This window comes from Parendozoicomonas sp. Alg238-R29 (genome assembly GCF_947331445.1).
Lineage (GTDB): Bacteria > Pseudomonadota > Gammaproteobacteria > Pseudomonadales > Endozoicomonadaceae > Sansalvadorimonas.
The window spans coordinates 1-19551 of the sequence record NZ_CAMZOG010000083.1 but is presented as its reverse complement, the minus strand read 5'-3'; the positions used below and the strand labels follow the sequence as shown (position 1 = coordinate 19551).

Sequence of the window (19551 nt, the reverse complement as noted above, 5' to 3'; positions counted from 1 at the left end):
AGTTTCGCCACCACCTAGTGTTGTTGCAAGTCCACCCGGGGTGTCTTCAAATTCATCGTCATCCATTGTTTCTACAGACTCATCCGAGCCTCCAGTTTCGCCATCACCTAGTTCACCATCTGTATTTTCATCACTTTCTAGCTTTATTGGCCCATTAAATAATCCCAGCGTGTTCACTTCACCCGCAACCGGTATGACTTCTGATCCGGTGACACCAATTCCACCGTCATCTCCGCCACCAGCCGGATCTTCTGGAAGTGTATCCAGTATCTTCACTTCAGGTGGGCCTGAACAATCACCAGGTCAAAAGGGAGCACAATAGAAGTTATGACGGAGCCAGCGGATGGCTCCAGCCATACCAAGAATCAGGTTTTAGAAATTAGAACCTCAGAGAAGCAAATCTTCCCACTCGGCACTTGGGTCACCCAGCACATAAAAGTCTGGGTTGAGGAGGGTTTCTTTATCGTTATAACGCAGTGGCTTGAGTTCACCATTGAGAACTACGCCGCCAGCGCCTTCAACAATGGCTTGCCCAGCCGCGGTGTCCCACTCACTGGTAGGGCCTCTGCGGGGATAAATATCCAGAGAACCTTCTGCCACAAGGCAGGTTTTCAGTGAACTACCCGCAATGGTCAGATGCACCTCTGAAAAGCGCTGTTCGAAACGGTCTATCAGGTCTTTTAACCGATCCCTGCCGTGATGGCGACTGATAGCCACATTCAGTAGCCCTTCCGGCGCACAGGAGCGGGTTTGAATCGGCAGAACCTCGCTACCTTCTTTTTGCCGCCAGGAGCCGTGCAACGCACTTCCTCCGTAATAAAATGCGCGAGCTACAGGCGCATAAATAATACCCATAACAGGGCGCCCTTCTTCCATCAGGGCAATGTTTACGGTGAATTCATCAGTACGGGCAATAAACTCTTTGGTACCGTCAAGGGGATCAACAAGCCAGTAACGCTGCCACTTTTGTCTTTCTTCCAGAGTTGGAAGGGTACCTTCCTCTGAGATCACAGGTATTCCAGGCCCAAGCTGCTCAAGCCCATCGGTGATAACCCGGTGAGCCTGCCGATCCGCTTCAGTTACCGGCGAGTCATCAGACTTCTGGATGACGTCAATTCTTTCCTGAGAGTACACCGTAAGAATGGCCTCTCCAGCTTTCAGGCAAAGCTCTTTCAGGCTGTCTACAAGAGCAGCATGGTCAATGGTCATGCAGGTACCCCCGATTAATTCTGATTACGACCCTGAATAATATCCCGAGTCAGGTATAGCGCAGCCATGGCTCTGGCTTCAGTAAAATCTGGCCGGGCGACCAATTCCGGCAATTCATCAAATGAGAATATATGAACACCCAGCTGTTCAGGCTCATCACCTTCAAGGCGTTCTTCATAAAGGTTCTGCGCCAGCACCACCTGCATATGGTGGGTCATATAGTTTGGCGACAGGGTAAATTCTGTCAGGTGCTCAAGCTTTTCAGCACCATAACCGGCTTCTTCCTTCAATTCCCGGTTGGCTCCATCCAACAGGTCTTCTCCAGCTTCCACCAGCCCTTTTGGCAGCGATAACTGATAATCCTCAGTACCAGCCGCGTATTCTTCAATCATCACAAAACGATTGTTGTCCAGCAGGGGAACAACCATCACCGCCTGATGCCCACCGCCAAACCCGGCCAACCGCTCATAAGTTCGCTCTACTCCATTGGAAAAGCGCAGTTTCAGCTGTTCAACACGAAATAGGGCACTACGGGTCACTTCCCGGACATCATAAATTTCTGGCAGTTTTTTCATGTTTTTCTGACCCGGACTGCTTGCTTGAGTAAGTCAGTATACGCCGCACTGTTTCAGGCTCCTAACGGAAGCGCTGGCCCCGGCCGACATACACTCTAAATGCTTTTTCGGGAAACAGGCTTGAACATTTCACAGATACTCCGTTCTTTTTTCACAGCGCTGTTATTCGCTGCTTCTACCGGGTTTGCAGAAGATAACACTTTAGATCAACAGATTATTCCCGGCTTAAGGAACAGCGCCACTTATCAGGCCAATACCCGTATTGAAAAGGTCATCCTTGAAGCCTGGCAAACCCAGTATCAGCAATTTATGGATGCCGGAGATATTCCCAGAGCAGTGGGCCTTCTTAATGCCCCCATTTCCGGACAAACTGAACACCGTGGCCGCCACCTGCTTTCATTCTCAGCATTCAGTGGTTTCAAAAAACTGGCAACCTGGGCTCTGACTAAAGGGGCAGATATCAACCGGGGAGACAAGGACAATGCCACCATGCTCAGAATGGCAATATCTAACCAGTTACCCTACATGGTGGAATTCGCCCTAAAAAATGGCGCCAACCCCAACTGGCTGCAGGGTGCAAATAAAGACAATGCTTTCGGAAATATGATGCGTTTCGGCTGGCCTTTGCATGGATTTGAACTGGCCTGGGAGCATGGGGCACGATTGCGCGACAAAGAGCAGCGCGACAAGCTGATGGCCTACCTGCAGAAAGAACACACCGATGAATCCTGGCAGGAGCAGGCACGACTGAAATACTTTTTGGAAAAGTTGAAATCTCCCGTTGCTCTTGTCCCCGAATCAAAACCTGTGCTCACCACAACACCAGGGCAACCTGTTGAAACCTATATGATCGGGGTGATGGATGCTGCCTTGAAAGACGCAATGATCAACGAGAAACTCAGTTCATTTGATGCGATTAACTTTAATGTTCACGGCATCCCGCTGGTGCACTACCTCACTTTTAATGGCATGACGGAAACCCTCGGCCATATCCTGAGCAGCCTGCCGAGATCGGCGGCAATTTATCAGGCAAAACGCAGAGACAGAACAGGTAATGACCTGATCACAGCCGCAATCAAAAGTTTGAACGCCAAGGCGCTACGAATAGCACTGACAACCTCCAGCAACAATATAAACGCCAAAACACCGTCTCTACCGGTTTACTACAGCAAAGGCAGCACACCACTTCATATTGCAGTGCAATGGGAAGCCCCCGATGAAATATTCACTCTGCTGTTTGAATACGGTGCCAAAGGTAGCCTCGAAACAACTAACGACTATGGGTTGACACCTGAGCAGGTTCTTGAGCAGTGGTACCCAGATTCACAGCACTACGATCGAATCAAAAAGGCGCTTGCTCAATAAAACTATTCTTTACGTAATCCTCTCTTTTTGTAACCAGATTAAAGGTATGATCGGGTGAAACGCTTCATCGGTTCACCAATATGATTAGCTGGAAAGAGATCGATACTGTTCTGTTCGATATGGACGGAACCCTTCTTGATTTGCACTTTGATTCCTATTTTTGGAAACAATTGGTACCTGAGCGTTACGCCGATAAAGAGGGCCTCAGCAGAGCAACTGTCTGGAGTATTATAGGGCCCAAACTGGAAGAGGTTGCCGGTACTCTGGAATGGTATTGTTTCGATTACTGGAGCAAAGAATTGGGAATGAACATCCTCGGGATGAAAAAGGACATCACCCATAAAATCCAGTTCCGCCCTCATGCAGAGCAACTGCTTAAACACCTTCACGCTTCTGATAAAAAGATCATTCTCGCGACCAATACCAATCGAGACGGTTTGAATCTGAAGATGGATTTCATACCGTTTGCCCAGTATTTTGATGAACTCTACTCCTCCCACGATTTTGGCCACCCCAAAGAAGAACAGGCGTTTTGGCAGAATCTTTCCCAAAATCTCGACTTTGATCCCACCCGCACCCTGTTTATTGATGACAGCCTTGAAGTTCTGCGTTCTGCCCGCACCTATGGGATCAAACATCTGCTTGCCATTTCACAACCGGATATGACACTTCCCAAAGTCGAAACCGGGGAATTTCAGGCTATAGATAACTTCTGTGACCTTCTTCCTATCGAGTAAATAGCTATTAATGAGTAAACGAAACCAGAAACCGGAAACCAAGGGGCAGGGGCAGGACAAAGTTCGTCTGGATAAATGGCTGTGGGCAGCCCGCTTCTATAAAACGCGCTCTGCATCCCGCGATGCCATTGAAGGCGGCAAAGTTCATGTGAATGGGCAGCGTGCCAAACCCAGTAAAGATGCCCGCGTTGGCGATACCATCATTCTGCGTCAGGGCTTTGATGAAAAGGTTATTTTCATCAAAGCCCTTTCCGACACCCGCCGCGGTGCTCCTGAAGCCCAACTGTTATACGAAGAAACCCAGGAAAGCATAACCAAGCGTGAAGAAGCCGCCGCTAACCGCAAGGCTTTACGTGGTTCCTATCCAATATCTGAGCATCGCCCGGATAAAAAACAACGCAGGGATATAGAGCGTTTTCGCCAGCAGAATTTTGAAGACTGAAGTGAAGCTATTCTTAGGGCACGAGCCACCTGGCCAAATATTTCCAGAACAACGGGGCTCCGTTACACCAACGTTTTGGCAAGCACTCCAGGTTCATCATACTCTGTGGTGTGTATATTTTTCTTTTGTTTCTACATGCCAGATACACACTTGGAAAAGGATGAGTAACACAGCAACTTTGCCAAACACTGACCCTTTTTACTGATATACATCAAGTCAGACTATTTGGATGAGCGATCAATAATAGCTATAACCGCATGCACGACTATAACTGCATGCACGACTATGAACGCTGCATGGACATTAACTACTTCGGCGCCATGCCGCGCCTCAGTGAACTGATGATGAGTGCCAGCTACAACATGTTTGGAGAATCCAAGGCAGCTTTGGGTAATAACCGAGAGACGACTGAACAGACAGAAGGTTCAGGAGAACGCACGCTTCCGCCTGAGCAGCGTTTGTTGATGAGTTTACTGAAAGGGGTTCAGTGGTGATCGTTAATCACCCGAATATCTATAAGTAGCAAAGAAGCAGACTGGACGGAGACTACCAGTCTGCTCTCCTGTTATTCTGCCGGAACATATTGCCCCATTTTCCTCAGGATATCTGTGACAACTTCCCAAAACCGTTCCGCTTTTCTATCCGGTATGCTGGCCATGTTACCGGTCACCCCCGGAATTATTCCTTTTGCCATGATCTCCGGTATGGCTGCACTTGATGCTGGTATGAGCCCACTTACCGCACAGCTGTATTCTGTTTTTGTATTTGCTGGCGCATCACAGATTGCCGCAGCGCAGTTAATCACCAGCCATGCTGAACCACTGGTGATTATTCTTACCATCTGGATTATTAATCTGCGCTTTGTGATGTACAGCGCGTCAATGTCGTCCAAGCTTCCACCCAGCTCAATCCCCAAAGCCTTGCAGGCCTACGTGATGACTGACCAGTCATTCGCCATCTGCGCAGGCATGTTTGATCAGAACCAGGTGCCCTATGAAAACCGAGCCATGTTTTATCTCGGCAGTTCGGTGATTATGTGGTTGATATGGCAGATGGCTACTGGGGTGGGCATTGCATTTGGCTCGATCATTCCGACGTCATGGTCTCTCGACTTCGGTGTCTGGCTTTGCTTTATCGCAATCATGATTCCGGGGCTCAAGGATTTCCCAGCGATTATTGCTGCCCTTGTGGGTGGTTCACTTGCCTTGGCGCTACACGGTTTGCCATTCAACCTGGGGCTCGTTATTGCCTCGGTTGTGGGTATCGCCTGTGGTTATTTAACTGAGAAGAAGTTGTCGTCAAACCTGCCAGTAAAATCAGACAACGACGCAAAGGAGCGCTTCCAGTGAGCTTACCGACTCTGTGGTTTGTTATCCTTGCGGGTAGCTTGGGAACCTTTCTGGCACGTTATTCATTTTTCTGGTTATCTGGCCGTAAAGCTCTCCCAGAGGAATGGATTCGTATTCTGCGTTTTGTTCCTCCGGCAGTGCTGGCAGCTTTAATTGTGCCAGGTGTTATTGCTCCAGGATTGGAAACAGAAAACCCTCTGTTTAACCCCCGCATCATTGCGGCTCTTATCGCCATTACTATTGCCTGGAAAAGCAAAAATGTAATGGCGACATTTGCATTTGGAATGGGAGCACTCTGGCTTCTTCAGTATGTGGAAACATTGTTATAACTTTCAGATTCCACACTACGAACCAATGTTTCAATAAGCTCCGCAGTTTTCTGTGGAGCTTCAACCATCGGGCCATGACCAACATCAGCTAACCGGTGAACTTTGATATCCGGGCGCATGCCCGCAATAATATCAGCGCCGGCAACATGCATGATTTTATCCATTTCCCCCCAAATGACCTGAGCAGGCATATCTACATTAGTGACCAACTCTTCCAGGCTTTTCCTACCTGATTGAATGTCATCACGTGTTTTCAAAATCCCGTTAATTACTTTATCCAGCTGGTCAGCATTGCGCATATGCTCCCATGCCAGAAACCGATAGCTGCCCCATAAAGCCCATGGCAGGTTGTGAACGGTCATTCGAGCAACCCGTTCAAAGTCGCTCGCATTCTCAATATTCAGACGGTTACGGCCAGTTTGAACCAGCTCCTGCATAAACAGTGTTAGATGACTTATTTTCGCTGGCACTGGCTCAACTCCAGCAGGCGCAATAAATGTTACGCTCTCTACACGCTCAGAGTTTTCTTTTATAAACCAACCAACACTGGAGGCACCTACTGAGTGAGCTGCTAAATGAACCCGCCCGATATTCAGACTATCCAAATAAGACTTTAGCCAGCGACTGTTACCTTCAACTGTAAAGTCCCGTTCAAGATCACGACAGCTTTGCCCATGACCTGGAAGATCGGGGATGAGTAGATGGTAATCCTGAAAAAGATACGGAACCATCAACAGCCATGTTTCCTTGCTGACCCCAGCTCCGTGAAGCAATACCAGCGTTGGCCCCTGACCTTTTTCCAGATAACGGGTCGTGCAGCCATCAACGGTTATTTCGCGGCTATGAAAGCCGTAGAAGTAGGCTGCGGCAGTTTGTCCGGCAGAATATGTCATGTGTGCCACCTCAGCGGGTATCAGCTGAACATGACTCCAGATATAAAATGCCAGTGCTGACAGCATGGGCTACTCCCCCTAAAGAAAAGCAGCCCAGTGTAGTTCAGAGAAAGGAGTTATAGGCGACTGGTAAACTTACGGAAGGCATCACCAACCTGATCTGGAGCTTCTACCATGGGCACATGACCAATGCCCGGCAGGATAACGGACTCAAGATTAGGCATGTATTTTTCCATCACTTCAATACTGGACACATCCAACACCCGGTCTTCTTCGCCCCAGATCACCAGAGATGGTGTCTCGATTGAAGCCAGCATCTTATTCACATAGTCGGAGGATCCCATCTGCTCCTGAGAGGCCATCAAATCCGCAAACACTTTATCGTTCATCTCTTTACGGGCAATGGCTTTACGCTCCATAACTGCAGTGATTGGCCAAGGTATAAATGGCTTTTCACTCATCACAAAATCTATTAGCACGGCATAATCCCCAGGCTCACGGGCAATTAACGGATTTTCGCCTTTATCCAGAAGCTGGAAATATTCACTCTTTTTAGGCGAATCAATGCCGGCATTATCAAGTAAGGTCAGTGATTTCAGTCTCTCTGGGTGAGCCACGGCAAAAGCCAGACCAATAGCTCCACCCATGGAGTTACCCATGTAGTGGACTTTGTCGATGTCCAGAGTGTCAAGAAGGGTATTCAGACGATCCGCTTGAGAAGTGACCAGAAAATCCAGCTCTGCGCCTTTGTTACTTTTGGTCTGGCTGCTTTCTCCGTGTCCGGCAAGATCTACAGCAACAATCCGGTAGGTATCCCCAAGTTCACCAGCCAAACGCACCCAATTGTCTTTATCTGCGCCAAAACCATGAATCATCAGAATGGTTTCGCCCTCAGCATTTCCCCCCTGAAGCATGGAGAAATCGATATCTCCGGCACTGCTTTGTACCAACTCAAGTCCGGCTCTGGAGCGCTCAAAATCGATAGCAGTGTTGTACAAGCTGTCCTGAGCATTCTGACAGCCGGTAAGCAAAATGGTTAAAAATCCCACTAGAAGTAATTGATGCGTTTGCATCACTCCTGACCGCAACACTTTAAACATGGCACACTCCCTCAGCTCGTCCAGACCGGTCTTCGCTATTATTTTTATGATTATTACGGTCAATCCTGCAGGAAAATGGTGGCTGGAATTGCAGACCGAAGCGGTATAATACCCGGATTATCGTTTTTTATAACAGGCACTGCCGTTTTATTATGATGCAAACAGATTCTGCCCAGCGCTTCCTATTTGAGAATACCGACATTCGTGGTGAGCGGGTGCAGCTTGACCAAAGCCTGCAGGAAGCCTTTGCTCCCCACGCTTATCCAGAGATGATCCGTGTTCTTCTGGGCGAACTGGCCACAGCGGCAGTTTTGCTGAGTACAACTCTGAAGTTTGAAGGAAAAATGACCCTTCAAGCCCGTTCCAGCGGTCCGGTTTCCCTGTTAATGATTGAATGCACAGACAAGCGATCCTTCCGTGGTGTGGCTCGCTGGAGCGATGAGCAGCTTTCTCCTTCGGATACAGGTCTTCATTCTCTGCTGGAAAATGGTCAGCTGGTTATCACAGTTGACCCCGAAAAGGGCAAGCGCTATCAGGGCGTTATTCCTCTGGAGGGTGAGAATCTGGCAGGCTGCCTCAGTAGCTATTTCCAGCAATCTGAACAGTTGCCAACCAAACTGTGGCTGGCCTGTGATGGAGAAAAAGCCGCAGGTTTTCTGCTTCAGGCACTCCCCCATCAGAAAGATAAAGATCTGGCTGCACGCACAGAGCACTGGGAACATTTCACTGTTCTAGCCGAAACCCTGAAAGATGAAGAAATGCTTGAGCTTTCAACTGAGGAAGTTCTGCACCGCCTGTACCACGAAGAAGACATCCGTCTGTTTGATGGCGAAACCATTAAGTATCACTGTAACTGTTCCCGTGAACGCACTGGCAGCGCACTGATTACTGTAGACCCTGCAGATATCCAAGAGATTCTGGAAGAACAGGGCCAGATCGATATGGATTGCCAGTTCTGCAACACCCGCTACACCTTTACAGAAGCCGATATCCACCAGTTGTTGGGAACCGGCCAGACCCACCATTAACACCAGACTCTGGCCTTTTTGTGATCACGGAGGGAACTTTTCACAATCTGGATAATCAATAGAGGTTAGCTGCTATCGGTCGTGAGAGGATCGATAGCCCCCTGTAGATCCCAAGACATGGAGGTCTGAGAATGCATGTTCTTCCTCAAGCCGCTCGGAGTGCTTATCCGCACCTGAAGGATCCTCTTGGCCTATGTGCAGCAGCCTATGCATACACAGCTACTTTCGGAGAACGTTGTGTTAAAGCTATTGGAATATTTCAAACACAACTGGCATCTATCACAGGGATATCTTCCCAGGTAGCACACACAACCGCTTTGGGCTTCGCTGTTATTCTGCCCGTTATCGTCCCCTATTTGCGCAACAGGAGCATCTGTAATTCCTGCAATGAAGTGGTAAAACAGAATGAAAAGGAACTGCAGAAGTTAACTCAATATGGTTTGATCGTACCATAAACCTTTCGGCATGTAGCGCAAATGCGGACAGCGTAGCAGAACAGTTGGGGGAACAAACAAAGACGTATGAAAAGCTGAGCAGGGAATATTCATTATTCTCTCTATCCAGCATGTTCGAATTTTCGTTCTTGAATGCAGCTCCTCTGGTTTTTATGCCACAGCTTGGGTTGACCGTAACAACATTAGTCGTTTCATTAAGTGTATTACAGCACCTGTTACGCCATATTGATGTCAAAAGTTGCTATAGCCGTACAGCTAAGGATTTAGACTTAATTACGGCAAAAGCTTATCGCGTAAGAAATCACCTTACCAACTATATGTACTATTTGAATACCTCCAGTGAAGCGAAAAGAGAGCTTCGAGCGTTGCAGAAGAAACTGACAGCTTTAAAGACACAAGATATCTCAGACCATCCCCACTATCTTTCCACGAAACAAGGGTGGGAGAAAGAAGCCCGCAAACAAAAAGAAACCCTGACACAACAGATTCAAGATCTGAAGAGCCAGTTAGCTGCCTTGAAGGAAAAACAGGATGCATCAGTACAAACAGACGAAAGAACAATGGCACAAGCAGAAGTACAAACAGACAGTGATGGGTACGAAAAACAATTAAGTGAAGTGCAAGCGGAAAATCTCGCACTCATGGAAAAGCTGAAAAAGCTGGAACAGCTGACCGAGAAACTCAATCCTCCCAAAAAGAGGGAAGGGCAGCAAGTACAACCATCCAGGATTCCAGTTCTCCAAAAGGCCGTGAGAATGTCCAAAAAGCACAGCCCCTCCTCCGCAAACTAGGGGCGTTCCGGCTCATATTATCTATTCGTACATCATGACATAGCTCTGTGGGGAGCTGCCTGCCTGAAATTGATCGATGATTCTAAAGCCAACCTGTTCGTACAAAGACACTGTTCGATCCCAGTTGGTGTACAACAACACTGGCCACTGCTGGTTGCTCTGTATCCTGTGAATACTTTGCCGCAGCATAGTTTTACCGAGGCCTTTCCCCTGCTGCTCAGGGTGGACGGCAAACAGCTGCAGATACCAAAACTGGCCATATCTGGAACAGTTCTCTCTAACTCGCCGGGAGATGGCCTGCAGGCTGATATTGATGTCTGGTAACAGATACCTCTTGTATAGCTTTTGTATGACATCCTGTTGTTGCCCCTTTCCACCAGATGAACTCCAAAGAGCAACGCCATCTATCCCTTCTTCTCCCGCCACGTAGACAAGGCCATTCTTCAGCGGAAGAGGCAGGATATATTCTAAATACTGGGCAAATGCTTTCAGATACACCGAATAATCAGGGTACATCCACCTGATTATGGGGTCCCCATAGTAGGCGGCAACCAGTGTTTTTATAATCCCGGCCTTGTCTGCCTGGCTGGCAACAGAAATATTCATGACAAAAAAGTAGCAACACTTTCAAAAGTGTTCCGTTTATCTATTCTCTATGGTTTCCCGGATTCAGGCTAACAGAAAGAATGAAAGCGCCTGTTACTGTCTTGTTGATGTGTCTATCCGTTCAACTTATTGCTCAACCACGGGACATGGCTCCCCTCGACGTTGGAAAACCTGCCAGCCAAGATCTCATTCACCGATGGAACACCGCGATTCAACCAGACGGAAGAGGTTTACCTCCTGGCCAGGGATGTGTTTCGGAGGGGAAAAGACTTTATGCCAAACAGTGCGCAGCCTGCCACGGAGAAGAAGGGAAAGGCGGTGTTTATGACGTCCTGGTCGGTCGCCTGCCGGAAGGCAGCTTCCCCTTTGCTACAGAAGCTGGCCATAAGAAAACGATTGGTAACTATTGGCCTTGGCCGACCACCCTGTTCGATTACATTCGCAGAGCTATGCCATTTCTTACTCCAGGCACTCTGTCGGACGCACAAACATACTCTCTTTGCGCCTACCTCTTGCACCTGAATGACTTGTTGCCTGAAAACGCATGCCTTGATGCAGACAAACTGCCCAAAATAGTCATGCCTGCACAACATCGCTTTGTACCGGATAACCGTCTGCAGACGTCATCTGTTCGTTAGGAGTCAATCATGCCGCAGCCGTCTGCATTCTCTCGCCGCCGATTCCTTCAATTATCTGCACTCAGCTCAGGTGTCATTCTGGCAGGTCAGAACACCACAGCTGACATCCGTGAGTTGGGGCCATGGGCAAGTCCATACGGAAAACGCTCACGCCATGAAACAGCGGTCCGTGATGCCACAGGCATTGTGATGCAGGAGTCCGAAACACCACAGCAGGCACTCAGCGGCACAATTACTCCGTCTGCATTGCACTACGAACGTCACCATGCCGGTATTCCAGACATCAACCCCGACACCCACCAGCTCTTGATTCACGGCATGGTAGAACGCCCGTTAACATTCTCCATGGCAGACCTGTACCGCATGCCGCAAACATGCCGAACTTACTTTTTGGAGTGTGCTGGTAACGGTGAACACTCTTTCGAAGTTGGAGAGAAGACATCCCCCCAAAAACTCTGCGGTTTGTTCAGCCAGAGTGAATGGTGTGGGGTAGCATTAGGCAGTCTGTTACGGGAAACGGGGCTGAAACCCAGAGCATCATGGTTACTGGCAGAAGGTGCCGACGCCTGCCTGCTCACCCGCAGCATCCCAGTCGAGCAGGCATTAGATAATGTTATTGTTGCCTATGCCCAGAATGGTGAAGCGGTTCGCCCAGCCCAAGGGTATCCACTCAGACTGATTGTGCCCGGCTGTGAAGGGAATATGAATGTGAAATGGTTGCGCCGAATAGAAGTCTCTGACCAGCCATTTATGACTCGGGAAGAAACATCCAAATACTCCGACCCATTAAGAAACGGTACCGTACGTCAGTTCAGTTTCGTTATGGACGCAAAATCCATAATCACCAGACCAACCTACCCAATGCAACTGGAAAAAGGCTGGCATGAAATACGAGGAGTGGCCTGGAGTGGCAGGGGAAAAGTAAAGTCTGTCGAGGTGAGTGATGATGGCGGAAAAAGCTGGCACAGTGCCGACATCCAACCTCCCATCTTAAACAAATCCTCCGTTCGCTTCGGCCTGTTATGGAACTGGGATGGCACAGAAAGAATATTAACCAGCCGGGCTACAGACGACACAGGCTACGTTCAACCTTCTGTGAAGGAGCTAATAGCCATACGAGGCAAACAGTCCCTGCGCTACCACAACAACACCATGATCAGCTGGCGGGTTCAACCTGATGGGCTGGTCACATACCTCAGAACGGACTGATCCAACGCACCCGGCAAGATCTTTAACCTTTAACCTTTAACCACGGAACGCTGAAATCACCCCGGATAAATCACTGAAACAAAGCAGAAAGCACAGCCAACACTGGGAACTCACGCCCTCATCGGTATAATCCCTGTCTTTGCCTAAAAAGACGCATAGAGAACACTTGATGGAGAGCATCTTTCAGCGCATTGCTTCGGAGCTAAACGTCAGGGAACAGCAGGTTGCCGCGACAGTTCAACTGCTCGACGAAGGCGCCACAGTTCCTTTTATTGCACGTTACCGAAAAGAGGTAACCAACGGTCTGGATGATACCCAGCTCCGCAACCTGGAAGAGCGCCTGCGTTATATCCGGGAAATGGAAGAGCGCCGCAGCGCTATCCTCAAAAGCATTGAAGAACAAGAAAAGCTGACTCCTGAGCTGGAGAAAGCCATTAAAGGGGCAGACACCAAGACTCGCCTCGAAGATCTTTACCTCCCTTACAAACCTAAGCGTCGTACCAAAGGCCAAATTGCCATTGAAGCCGGCCTGGAACCTCTGGCTGAAGCTTTGCTGGCAGATCCGACCCTTGACCCGGAAACCGAAGCTGCCAAGTTCATCAATACTGAGAACGGCATCGAGGATACCAAAGCGGCTCTCGATGGTGCCAAGTACATTTTGATGGAACGCTTCAGCGAAGATGCTGATCTGCTCGGACGTCTGCGAGACTTCCTATGGGAAGAAGGCCGCATGTCCAGCCGCGTTGTGGCTGGCAAAGAGAAAGAAGCAGCCAAATTCCAGGATTACTTCGAACACGACGAACCACTGAAGTCTGTTCCGTCCCACCGGGCACTGGCTATCTTCCGTGGTCGCAACTCCGGTCTGTTGCAGGCATCCATCGTGATTGAAGGTGCAGAAGACCGCACAGTCACTCACCCTTGCGAGCTGTCGATTGCCGAGCACTGGAATCTGGAAGATCAGGGCCGTGCCGCAGACAAGTTCCTGCGTGACACTGTTCGCTGGACCTGGCGAGTGAAGCTGCTGCCTCACCTGGAAACCGAACTGATGGGTCGTATCCGCGAAGCTGCGGAAGAAGAAGCCATCAAGGTATTCTCCAAGAACCTCAGCGATCTGCTGTTGGCAGCACCAGCAGGTCCTCGTGCTACCATCGGTCTGGACCCAGGCCTGCGTACCGGTGTAAAAGTTGCGGTTATTGATGGTACCGGCAAGCTGGTTGATCACAACACCATATTCCCCCACGTTCCTCACAACAAGTGGACAGAATCCCTTGGCACTATTGCCAAGATGGTTCTGAAGCACGGTGTTGAACTGATCGCCATCGGCAACGGTACAGCCTCTCGCGAAACTGATCGTTTTGCAGCCGAGCTGATCAAACAGTTCCCAAAACTGAACCTGTCCAAGGTTGTGGTTAGCGAAGCCGGTGCATCGGTGTACTCAGCCTCTGAGCTGGCAGCCAAGGAATTCCCGGATCTGGATGTATCCTTCCGTGGTGCGGCATCTATCGCCCGTCGTCTGCAGGACCCTCTGGCCGAGCTGGTGAAGATTGATCCAAAGGCTATCGGGGTCGGTCAGTACCAGCACGATGTGAGTCAGACTCACCTGGCTCGCAGCCTGGAAACAGTTGTTGAAGACTGTGTGAATGCCGTTGGTGTTGATGTAAACACTGCATCCAGCGCTCTGCTGACTCGTGTTTCCGGTTTGAACCAGACCATTGCTCAGAACATCGTTACCTTCCGTGATGAGAACGGCGCCTTCCCAAATCGGGACATGCTCAAGAAGGTAACCCGCCTCGGCGAGAAAACGTTTGAACAGTGTGCCGGCTTCCTGCGGGTTATGAATGGTGACAACCCACTGGATCGCTCAACGGTTCACCCGGAAGCTTACCCGGTTGTTCAGAACATCGCCGCACGCTTTGAGCGTGATGTTCGTGGTCTGATCGGTGATTCCCTGTTCCTGAAGGGCGTAAAAGCGACTGAGTTCACCGATGAAAAGTTTGGTCTGCCAACAGTAACCGACATCATCAAGGAACTGGACAAGCCCGGCCGTGATCCACGCCCCGAATTTAAAACTGCCAAGTTCCAGGAAGGCGTTGAAGATATCAAAGACCTCAAGCCCAATATGGAACTGGAAGGTGTGATCAGCAACGTAACCAACTTCGGTGCCTTTGTTGATATCGGTGTGCACCAGGACGGACTGGTTCATATCTCTGCTCTTTCCAACAAGTTCGTGAAAGATCCACGGGAAGTTGTAAAGGCTGGCGATGTTGTACGGGTTAAAGTTCTGGAGGTGGATATAGAGCGTCGTCGTATTGCTCTAACTATGCGCATGTCTGACGATGCCAACGCGCAGCCGGGTGATCAGAAGCCTGCTGACAATCGTAACCGTGGTGAGCGTCGGAATAACAACCGTGGTAGCAATGACAATCGCCGCCAGGCTCCTCGCTCAGCCCAAAAGCCTCGTGGTGGTCAGAGCCAGAGCAAGAAGCCTGCTGAAGGCGGTACCTTTGCAGACTTGTTTGCCAGCGCCAAGAAGCTTCGCAAGTAAACTCTTACCTGCGTGCGTTCTCTATTACTGGTGACCTGATAAGGTCGCCAGTAATTTTTCAAATCTGCATCGGTTTTTCTAAGTCTTTCCCGTTTTATATCTCACATCGCCTGATCAAAGTGCACTCCGTCAGCATGCTGCCTTTGCGATTGAACAAAGCCAAGGTTATAGTGCTCTGATTGTCTGCGCCCACGTTTTGGCTTGCATAAAATGCCAGGGGGCGTTCTCAATTAAACATACGACTCAGTGTCACCCGAAGGGCATACCCGAGAGTCTTTATGGCTACGTTGCAGCGTTTTGAAAGGCAACCAGCATTCCAACAACGCTGCGCCCTATAGTGCCCTCTGGGTATACCCATAGAAACTCTCGTGAACGCTGAGTTCGATGTTTTATTGAGAACGCCCCCAGGAAAGACCATGTCATTTTGAATGCAGCCGAATACCACACAAAAGGTTTTATCTTGTCAGCCAGATTTTCGGAACGTCTCCAAGTCCTTTCAGAAGGAGACAATCGTGCCTGTCTTAATCAGATTCAACATGGCATTGAAAAAGAAGGCCTTCGGGTTACCCCACAGCAGAAGCTGTCGCAAAAGGCGCACCCTGAGCAACTTGGCTCCGCACTGACTCACCCTTACATCACTACCGATTATTCAGAAGCACTGCTGGAGTTTATTACACCGGTTTATCGAGACGCTGCAGATGCTCTGGATTTTCTCAGTCAGCTGCATACTGAAACACTGAATAATATGCCAGAAGGCGAAGTCATCTGGACCACCAGCATGCCTCCCGTTCTTGAAGGTGACGACCAGATTCCCGTGGCTTATTACGGCACGTCTAATACCGGAAAAATGAAACACGTTTACCGGTTAGGCCTGGCACACCGCTACGGCAAAGCCATGCAAACCATTGCTGGCATCCATTACAACTTTTCCTTAAGTGAAGAATTCTGGTCTTTGATGCAAAAGGCAGATAAAGCAGATTCTCTTTCTGCCATGGATTATCAATCCACTGGCTATTTTGCCATGATTCGCAACTTCCGCCGTTACGCATGGTTGCTGTCTTATCTGTTTGGTGCATCTCCAGCTCTCGATAAAAGCTTTTTGTATGGCGGCGATGGTCACGGGCTGGACGAGTTGGATGAAGAGACGTTGTATCTCCCATGGGCAACCTCTCTGCGCATGAGCGATCTGGGTTACACCAGTGATGCCCAGTCAAGCCTGCCCGTCTGCTACAACACACTGGACAATTATGTGAACAGTCTTTGGAAGGCTATTCATACACCTTACGCACCTTACAAAAACATCGGAACAGGTCCGAATGGTGAATACCGTCAACTAAGCAGCAATCTCCTGCAGATTGAGAATGAGTACTACAGCACAATTCGTCCTAAGCGCGTGACTCGCACGGGAGAAAAACCGGTTGTTGCCCTGAAAGAACGAGGGGTTGAATACATTGAAGTACGCAGTCTGGACATCAATCCACTGATGCCTCTGGGCATTGACCTTAACCAGTCCCTGTTTATGGATACCTTCCTGCTGTTCTGTGCTCTGCAGGATAGCCCGGAGATTTCTGAACAGGAATGCCTCGATATCACCAACAACTTTACCCTTAGCGTCCGTGAAGGTCGTAAGCCGGGTCTCCAGTTTCAAGATGGCGATAGTTCAAGAGAGTTTGTTGAATGGGCAACGGAACTGTTTGAACTGATGATGCCAGTCGCCAGGCTTCTGGATCAGGCCAATAATACTGATGCCTATTCCAAGAGCCTGAATCTGGAAAGTAACAAACTCAGTGATGTCAGCCTGACACCTTCAGCTATGATCCTTGCAGAATTACAAAAAGGTAAGACATTCCGGAAATATTCTCTGGAACAGTCTGCCCGGCATGCAGAGTCTTTCCAGAACAATCCCCTGCATTCGGAAAGGGTAACGTATTTCACTGAAATCGCTGAACAATCCCATAAAGATCTGGCCAGTAAAGAGGAAGCCGATACATTGGATTTTGAAACCTTCCTGCAGGAATATTTCTCTGCAGAAGAAATTTCAGTCTGACATATCCTGTAGCTAATTAAGCTCTATTTATCGATAACAAATCAGGGGAGGGCATCCTCCCCTACGAAGTGCTTTTAAACTGGCAGATCATATGGAAGTATTTCAAAAAGAATTCTAACTGTGCATGCCGCACCTTCATGCGGCCATGCCCTGATAAGGATTTAAACAACAGCATGGTTATTCCAGAATCACGATCACTCCATTTTCTAGCGTGTCTCGTTTCTGCGGGTTTGATTGGCGGTGCATTCTTCTTTGAATACATCATGGAGCTTGAACCTTGTCCTCTCTGCATGTCACAACGAATTGTGGTTATTGCAATTGGATTAACCGCGCTTATCGCAGCCATTCATAACCCACAGAGAAAAAGTCGCCGTAGATATGGCTCAGCCATTCTTATGCTTTCTGTAATCGGTGCCGGACTTGCCATTCGCCAGCTCTATTTACAGAGTCTTCCTGCAGGTCAGGCTCCAGCCTGCATGCCCAGCCTCGATTATCTTGTGGATGTTTTGCCTGTCATGGAGCTGATAACTGTGATGTTGAGTGGTACCGGAGACTGTGCCGAAGTGCAGTGGGTATTCCTTGGTTTAACTATCCCTGGATGGACGCTGGTGTGCTTTATGATCTATTTTCTATTCGGGCTTCTGGAACTCTTGCGTAAACATCACCTTTACCGCTGATGTAGATACCTGCCATCATAGCGTCGCCCAATAGGGCGACTTCTTTCTGTGGCAGATATAAGTTCATTATGCGTGGTCTGTTTATTCTTCTGTTCTTTCAGGTGCTTGGTGAGGCTGGCAGCAGTTTGCTGGGGTTACCTCTGCCCGGACCTGTGCTAGGTATGCTGCTGCTGTTTGGCACCTTGTGTGTTGTAAAGATAGTTCCGGACGACCTTCAATCCTATGCCGATACTCTGATCGCAAGCCTGGGAATGCTATTGATCCCAGCAGCAACGGGTTTTGGTTATTACCTTGTAAAAATACAGGGGCAGATTCTGCCCATAGCTGTTGCGGCTTCCGTTGGAACAGTTATAGCCATTGTTTTTACCGGACTGCTAATGAATAAACTTATCCGGGAAGAAAGGGAAGGTCATGATGATTGAGCTTCCCCCGAAGTTAATGACATTATTCAGTAGCCCGCTTTTTGCCATAACCTTAACAGCAGGCAGTTTTTTAGTTGGGCAAAAAATCTATAAAGCCTGCAAACACTTTCCTCTGTTTCACCCGGTTGTTGTGGCCGTGCTTATAGTGACAGCATTTCTCCAACTTACAGGCATCAGCTATGAACAGTACCGCAGCGACACTCAAGTTCTCAGCCTGTTGCTGGGTACGGCAACTGTCGCCTTGGCGATTCCTCTTTATCAACAGCTGCACCTGATACGTTCTCACGCAAAACCGTTACTGATTACCCTTGTAACAGGAGCGATATTTGCGCCGACCATTGCCCTTTTACTGGCATGGGCGTGTGGGGCAAGCGAACAGACTCTCCTCTCTTTAGCCGCCAAGTCTGTAACCACGCCTATAGCTATTGTCGTGACAGAAAGTTTGGGAGGAATTCCCGCTATCGCTGCCGGAACAGTGATCATTGTTGGAATTATTGGCTCAGTGGTAGCTTTGCCAATATTAGATCTGCTGAATGTTCGTAGCCGGGTAGTGCGTGGGTTCACACTCGGGCTAACGTCACATGCCGTAGGAACTGCAAGAGCCTTTGAAAGTGATACTGTTACTGGTGCATTTTCCAGCCTGGGGCTTGCATTGACAGGAGCCATCACCGCCATTGCCACACCACTTGTCTGGCATGTATTTCAAACGCTGTAGCCTTTCAGGTTTTATAAGGAAAGCCCTCGACTTAACGCGTAATCAGAGAGCGCAAGAATGTGACTGAGAAACGTGTTCTCAACCTGTGGTGAGGCAAAGTGAATTTGTCTGGAAGAAATATACTCATCAACAGTTTCACCAACCAGCAGTGAAAGGCAGAATGCTTTCAATGCTTCATCCGCAACATCGTCGTGAGACACGATTCGGGCTGAGATGACTGACACAGATTCCATCATTAAGACCCCGAACTGAGAAAGCCGAGTGTTTTAAACGACACACGACATGGTGTTTAGTTTTCACGTTAGCCAAGTATAGGACCCTAGCAGCCTGTCGGACTTAAAACGTCAATCAAGATAGAATCGAACATCCAGTTGCAGTGGCGTCAAGCTCTATGAATAAATGGATATTCAAACCCGTTG

Annotated in this window: 22 protein-coding genes; 15 read left to right on the top strand and 7 right to left on the bottom strand. The window is 48.9% G+C overall.

The annotated features are described in order from the left end of the window. The 3 genes from QMA35_RS17395 to nudE all read right to left on the bottom strand — a co-directional run. Window positions 1-276: hypothetical protein (locus QMA35_RS17395; protein ID WP_281648425.1), on the bottom strand; the 276-nt coding region annotated here is incomplete at its 3' end. Between the two features lie 111 nt (window positions 277-387). Then, the gene (gene cysQ / locus QMA35_RS17390; protein WP_281648424.1) at window positions 388-1209 is read right to left on the bottom strand and encodes a 3'(2'),5'-bisphosphate nucleotidase CysQ; all 822 of its coding nucleotides are present in this window, start codon (window positions 1207-1209) and stop codon (window positions 388-390) included. Window positions 1210-1223: 14 nt separating this feature from the next. Beyond that, on the bottom strand, window positions 1224-1784 hold the full coding sequence (nudE, locus tag QMA35_RS17385; RefSeq protein WP_281648423.1) for an ADP compounds hydrolase NudE: 561 nt from the start codon (window positions 1782-1784) through the stop codon (window positions 1224-1226). Window positions 1785-1904: 120 nt separating this feature from the next. Between nudE and QMA35_RS17380 the strand changes: the two genes are divergently transcribed. The 6 genes from QMA35_RS17380 to QMA35_RS17355 all read left to right on the top strand — a co-directional run bounded on the left by QMA35_RS17380 (window position 1905) and on the right by QMA35_RS17355 (window position 6006). Further along, window positions 1905-3149 (top strand): hypothetical protein, encoded by a 1245-nt coding sequence (locus QMA35_RS17380; RefSeq protein ID WP_281648422.1) that lies wholly within the window; start codon window positions 1905-1907, stop codon window positions 3147-3149. Between the two features lie 80 nt (window positions 3150-3229). Beyond that, window positions 3230-3886, top strand: coding sequence for a GMP/IMP nucleotidase (gene yrfG / locus QMA35_RS17375; RefSeq protein WP_281648421.1), 657 nt, complete (start codon window positions 3230-3232; stop codon window positions 3884-3886). Between the two features lie 10 nt (window positions 3887-3896). Beyond that, window positions 3897-4328, top strand: a complete 432-nt coding sequence (hslR, locus tag QMA35_RS17370; RefSeq protein WP_281648420.1) for a ribosome-associated heat shock protein Hsp15 — start codon at window positions 3897-3899, stop codon at window positions 4326-4328. A 257-nt stretch (window positions 4329-4585) separates the two neighbouring features. After that, the gene (locus QMA35_RS17365) at window positions 4586-4822 is read left to right on the top strand and encodes a hypothetical protein (protein ID WP_281648419.1); all 237 of its coding nucleotides are present in this window, start codon (window positions 4586-4588) and stop codon (window positions 4820-4822) included. A 114-nt stretch (window positions 4823-4936) separates the two neighbouring features. After that, window positions 4937-5677, top strand: a complete 741-nt coding sequence (locus tag QMA35_RS17360) for an AzlC family ABC transporter permease (RefSeq protein ID WP_281648418.1) — start codon at window positions 4937-4939, stop codon at window positions 5675-5677. Then, window positions 5674-6006, top strand: coding sequence for an AzlD domain-containing protein (locus QMA35_RS17355; RefSeq protein WP_281648417.1), 333 nt, complete (start codon window positions 5674-5676; stop codon window positions 6004-6006). The genes QMA35_RS17360 and QMA35_RS17355 overlap by 4 nt, the downstream gene beginning before the upstream one ends. On the opposite strand, the gene QMA35_RS17350 is transcribed toward QMA35_RS17355, so the two are convergent. Both QMA35_RS17350 and QMA35_RS17345 read right to left on the bottom strand, forming a co-directional pair. After that, window positions 5982-6965: an alpha/beta fold hydrolase gene (locus QMA35_RS17350; protein WP_281648416.1), complete on the bottom strand. Its 984-nt coding sequence runs from the start codon at window positions 6963-6965 to the stop codon at window positions 5982-5984. The genes QMA35_RS17355 and QMA35_RS17350 overlap by 25 nt on opposite strands. Window positions 6966-7015: 50 nt before the next feature. Then, window positions 7016-7999, bottom strand: coding sequence for an alpha/beta fold hydrolase (locus tag QMA35_RS17345; protein WP_281648415.1), 984 nt, complete (start codon window positions 7997-7999; stop codon window positions 7016-7018). 152 nt (window positions 8000-8151) lie between these two features. Here QMA35_RS17345 and hslO point away from each other — a divergent pair, with 152 nt between their 5' ends. Next, entirely contained in the window at window positions 8152-9027 is an 876-nt protein-coding gene (gene hslO, locus QMA35_RS17340; protein ID WP_281648414.1) for an Hsp33 family molecular chaperone HslO, read from the top strand. A 583-nt stretch (window positions 9028-9610) separates the two neighbouring features. Further along, window positions 9611-10273: a hypothetical protein gene (locus QMA35_RS17335; RefSeq protein ID WP_281648413.1), complete on the top strand. Its 663-nt coding sequence runs from the start codon at window positions 9611-9613 to the stop codon at window positions 10271-10273. Between the two features lie 21 nt (window positions 10274-10294). Here QMA35_RS17335 and QMA35_RS17330 read toward each other — a convergent pair whose 3' ends face one another. Further along, window positions 10295-10879, bottom strand: a complete 585-nt coding sequence (locus QMA35_RS17330; RefSeq protein WP_281648412.1) for a GNAT family N-acetyltransferase — start codon at window positions 10877-10879, stop codon at window positions 10295-10297. An 80-nt stretch (window positions 10880-10959) separates the two neighbouring features. Here QMA35_RS17330 and QMA35_RS17325 point away from each other — a divergent pair, with 80 nt between their 5' ends. From QMA35_RS17325 to QMA35_RS17295, 7 genes are all read left to right on the top strand, one after another. Next, entirely contained in the window at window positions 10960-11517 is a 558-nt protein-coding gene (locus tag QMA35_RS17325) for a cytochrome c (RefSeq protein WP_281648411.1), read from the top strand. Between the two features lie 9 nt (window positions 11518-11526). Beyond that, window positions 11527-12726, top strand: a complete 1200-nt coding sequence (gene soxC, locus QMA35_RS17320) for a sulfite dehydrogenase (RefSeq protein ID WP_281648410.1) — start codon at window positions 11527-11529, stop codon at window positions 12724-12726. A 169-nt stretch (window positions 12727-12895) separates the two neighbouring features. Continuing rightward, window positions 12896-15271 carry a Tex family protein gene (locus QMA35_RS17315; RefSeq protein ID WP_281648409.1) on the top strand — a complete coding sequence of 792 codons (2376 nt, stop codon included), beginning with the start codon at window positions 12896-12898 and terminating at the stop codon, window positions 15269-15271. A 460-nt stretch (window positions 15272-15731) separates the two neighbouring features. Continuing rightward, entirely contained in the window at window positions 15732-17318 is a 1587-nt protein-coding gene (gene gshA, locus QMA35_RS17310) for a glutamate--cysteine ligase (RefSeq protein WP_281648408.1), read from the top strand. Between the two features lie 173 nt (window positions 17319-17491). Continuing rightward, window positions 17492-17995 (top strand): disulfide bond formation protein B, encoded by a 504-nt coding sequence (locus tag QMA35_RS17305; RefSeq protein ID WP_281648407.1) that lies wholly within the window; start codon window positions 17492-17494, stop codon window positions 17993-17995. Window positions 17996-18063: 68 nt separating this feature from the next. Continuing rightward, a complete protein-coding gene (locus QMA35_RS17300; RefSeq protein WP_281648406.1) occupies window positions 18064-18417 on the top strand; it encodes a CidA/LrgA family protein in 354 nt (117 codons plus the stop codon). Beyond that, window positions 18407-19132, top strand: a complete 726-nt coding sequence (locus QMA35_RS17295; RefSeq protein WP_281648405.1) for an LrgB family protein — start codon at window positions 18407-18409, stop codon at window positions 19130-19132. The genes QMA35_RS17300 and QMA35_RS17295 overlap by 11 nt, the downstream gene beginning before the upstream one ends. 11 nt (window positions 19133-19143) lie before the next feature. Here the strand turns inward: QMA35_RS17295 and QMA35_RS17290 are convergent, their stop codons facing one another. Continuing rightward, window positions 19144-19368 (bottom strand): hypothetical protein, encoded by a 225-nt coding sequence (locus QMA35_RS17290; RefSeq protein ID WP_281648404.1) that lies wholly within the window; start codon window positions 19366-19368, stop codon window positions 19144-19146. Between the last annotated feature and the right edge of the window lie 183 nt (window positions 19369-19551).

Excerpts from the sequence above, each read along its gene's own strand:
- cysQ (WP_281648424.1), bottom strand. The coding sequence starts at position 1,209 with ATGACCATTGACCATGCTGCTCTTGTAGACAGCCTGAAAGAGCTTTGC.
- nudE (WP_281648423.1), bottom strand. The coding sequence starts at position 1,784 with ATGAAAAAACTGCCAGAAATTTATGATGTCCGGGAAGTGACCCGTAGT.
- yrfG (WP_281648421.1), top strand. The coding sequence starts at position 3,230 with ATGATTAGCTGGAAAGAGATCGATACTGTTCTGTTCGATATGGACGGA.
- hslR (WP_281648420.1), top strand. The coding sequence starts at position 3,897 with ATGAGTAAACGAAACCAGAAACCGGAAACCAAGGGGCAGGGGCAGGAC.
- QMA35_RS17365 (WP_281648419.1), top strand. The coding sequence starts at position 4,586 with ATGCACGACTATAACTGCATGCACGACTATGAACGCTGCATGGACATT.
- QMA35_RS17350 (WP_281648416.1), bottom strand. The coding sequence starts at position 6,965 with ATGCTGTCAGCACTGGCATTTTATATCTGGAGTCATGTTCAGCTGATA.
- QMA35_RS17345 (WP_281648415.1), bottom strand. The coding sequence starts at position 7,999 with ATGTTTAAAGTGTTGCGGTCAGGAGTGATGCAAACGCATCAATTACTT.
- hslO (WP_281648414.1), top strand. The coding sequence starts at position 8,152 with ATGATGCAAACAGATTCTGCCCAGCGCTTCCTATTTGAGAATACCGAC.
- QMA35_RS17330 (WP_281648412.1), bottom strand. The coding sequence starts at position 10,879 with ATGAATATTTCTGTTGCCAGCCAGGCAGACAAGGCCGGGATTATAAAA.
- QMA35_RS17325 (WP_281648411.1), top strand. The coding sequence starts at position 10,960 with ATGAAAGCGCCTGTTACTGTCTTGTTGATGTGTCTATCCGTTCAACTT.
- soxC (WP_281648410.1), top strand. The coding sequence starts at position 11,527 with ATGCCGCAGCCGTCTGCATTCTCTCGCCGCCGATTCCTTCAATTATCT.
- QMA35_RS17315 (WP_281648409.1), top strand. The coding sequence starts at position 12,896 with ATGGAGAGCATCTTTCAGCGCATTGCTTCGGAGCTAAACGTCAGGGAA.
- QMA35_RS17305 (WP_281648407.1), top strand. The coding sequence starts at position 17,492 with ATGGTTATTCCAGAATCACGATCACTCCATTTTCTAGCGTGTCTCGTT.
- QMA35_RS17300 (WP_281648406.1), top strand. The coding sequence starts at position 18,064 with ATGCGTGGTCTGTTTATTCTTCTGTTCTTTCAGGTGCTTGGTGAGGCT.
- QMA35_RS17295 (WP_281648405.1), top strand. The coding sequence starts at position 18,407 with ATGATGATTGAGCTTCCCCCGAAGTTAATGACATTATTCAGTAGCCCG.
- QMA35_RS17290 (WP_281648404.1), bottom strand. The coding sequence starts at position 19,368 with ATGATGGAATCTGTGTCAGTCATCTCAGCCCGAATCGTGTCTCACGAC.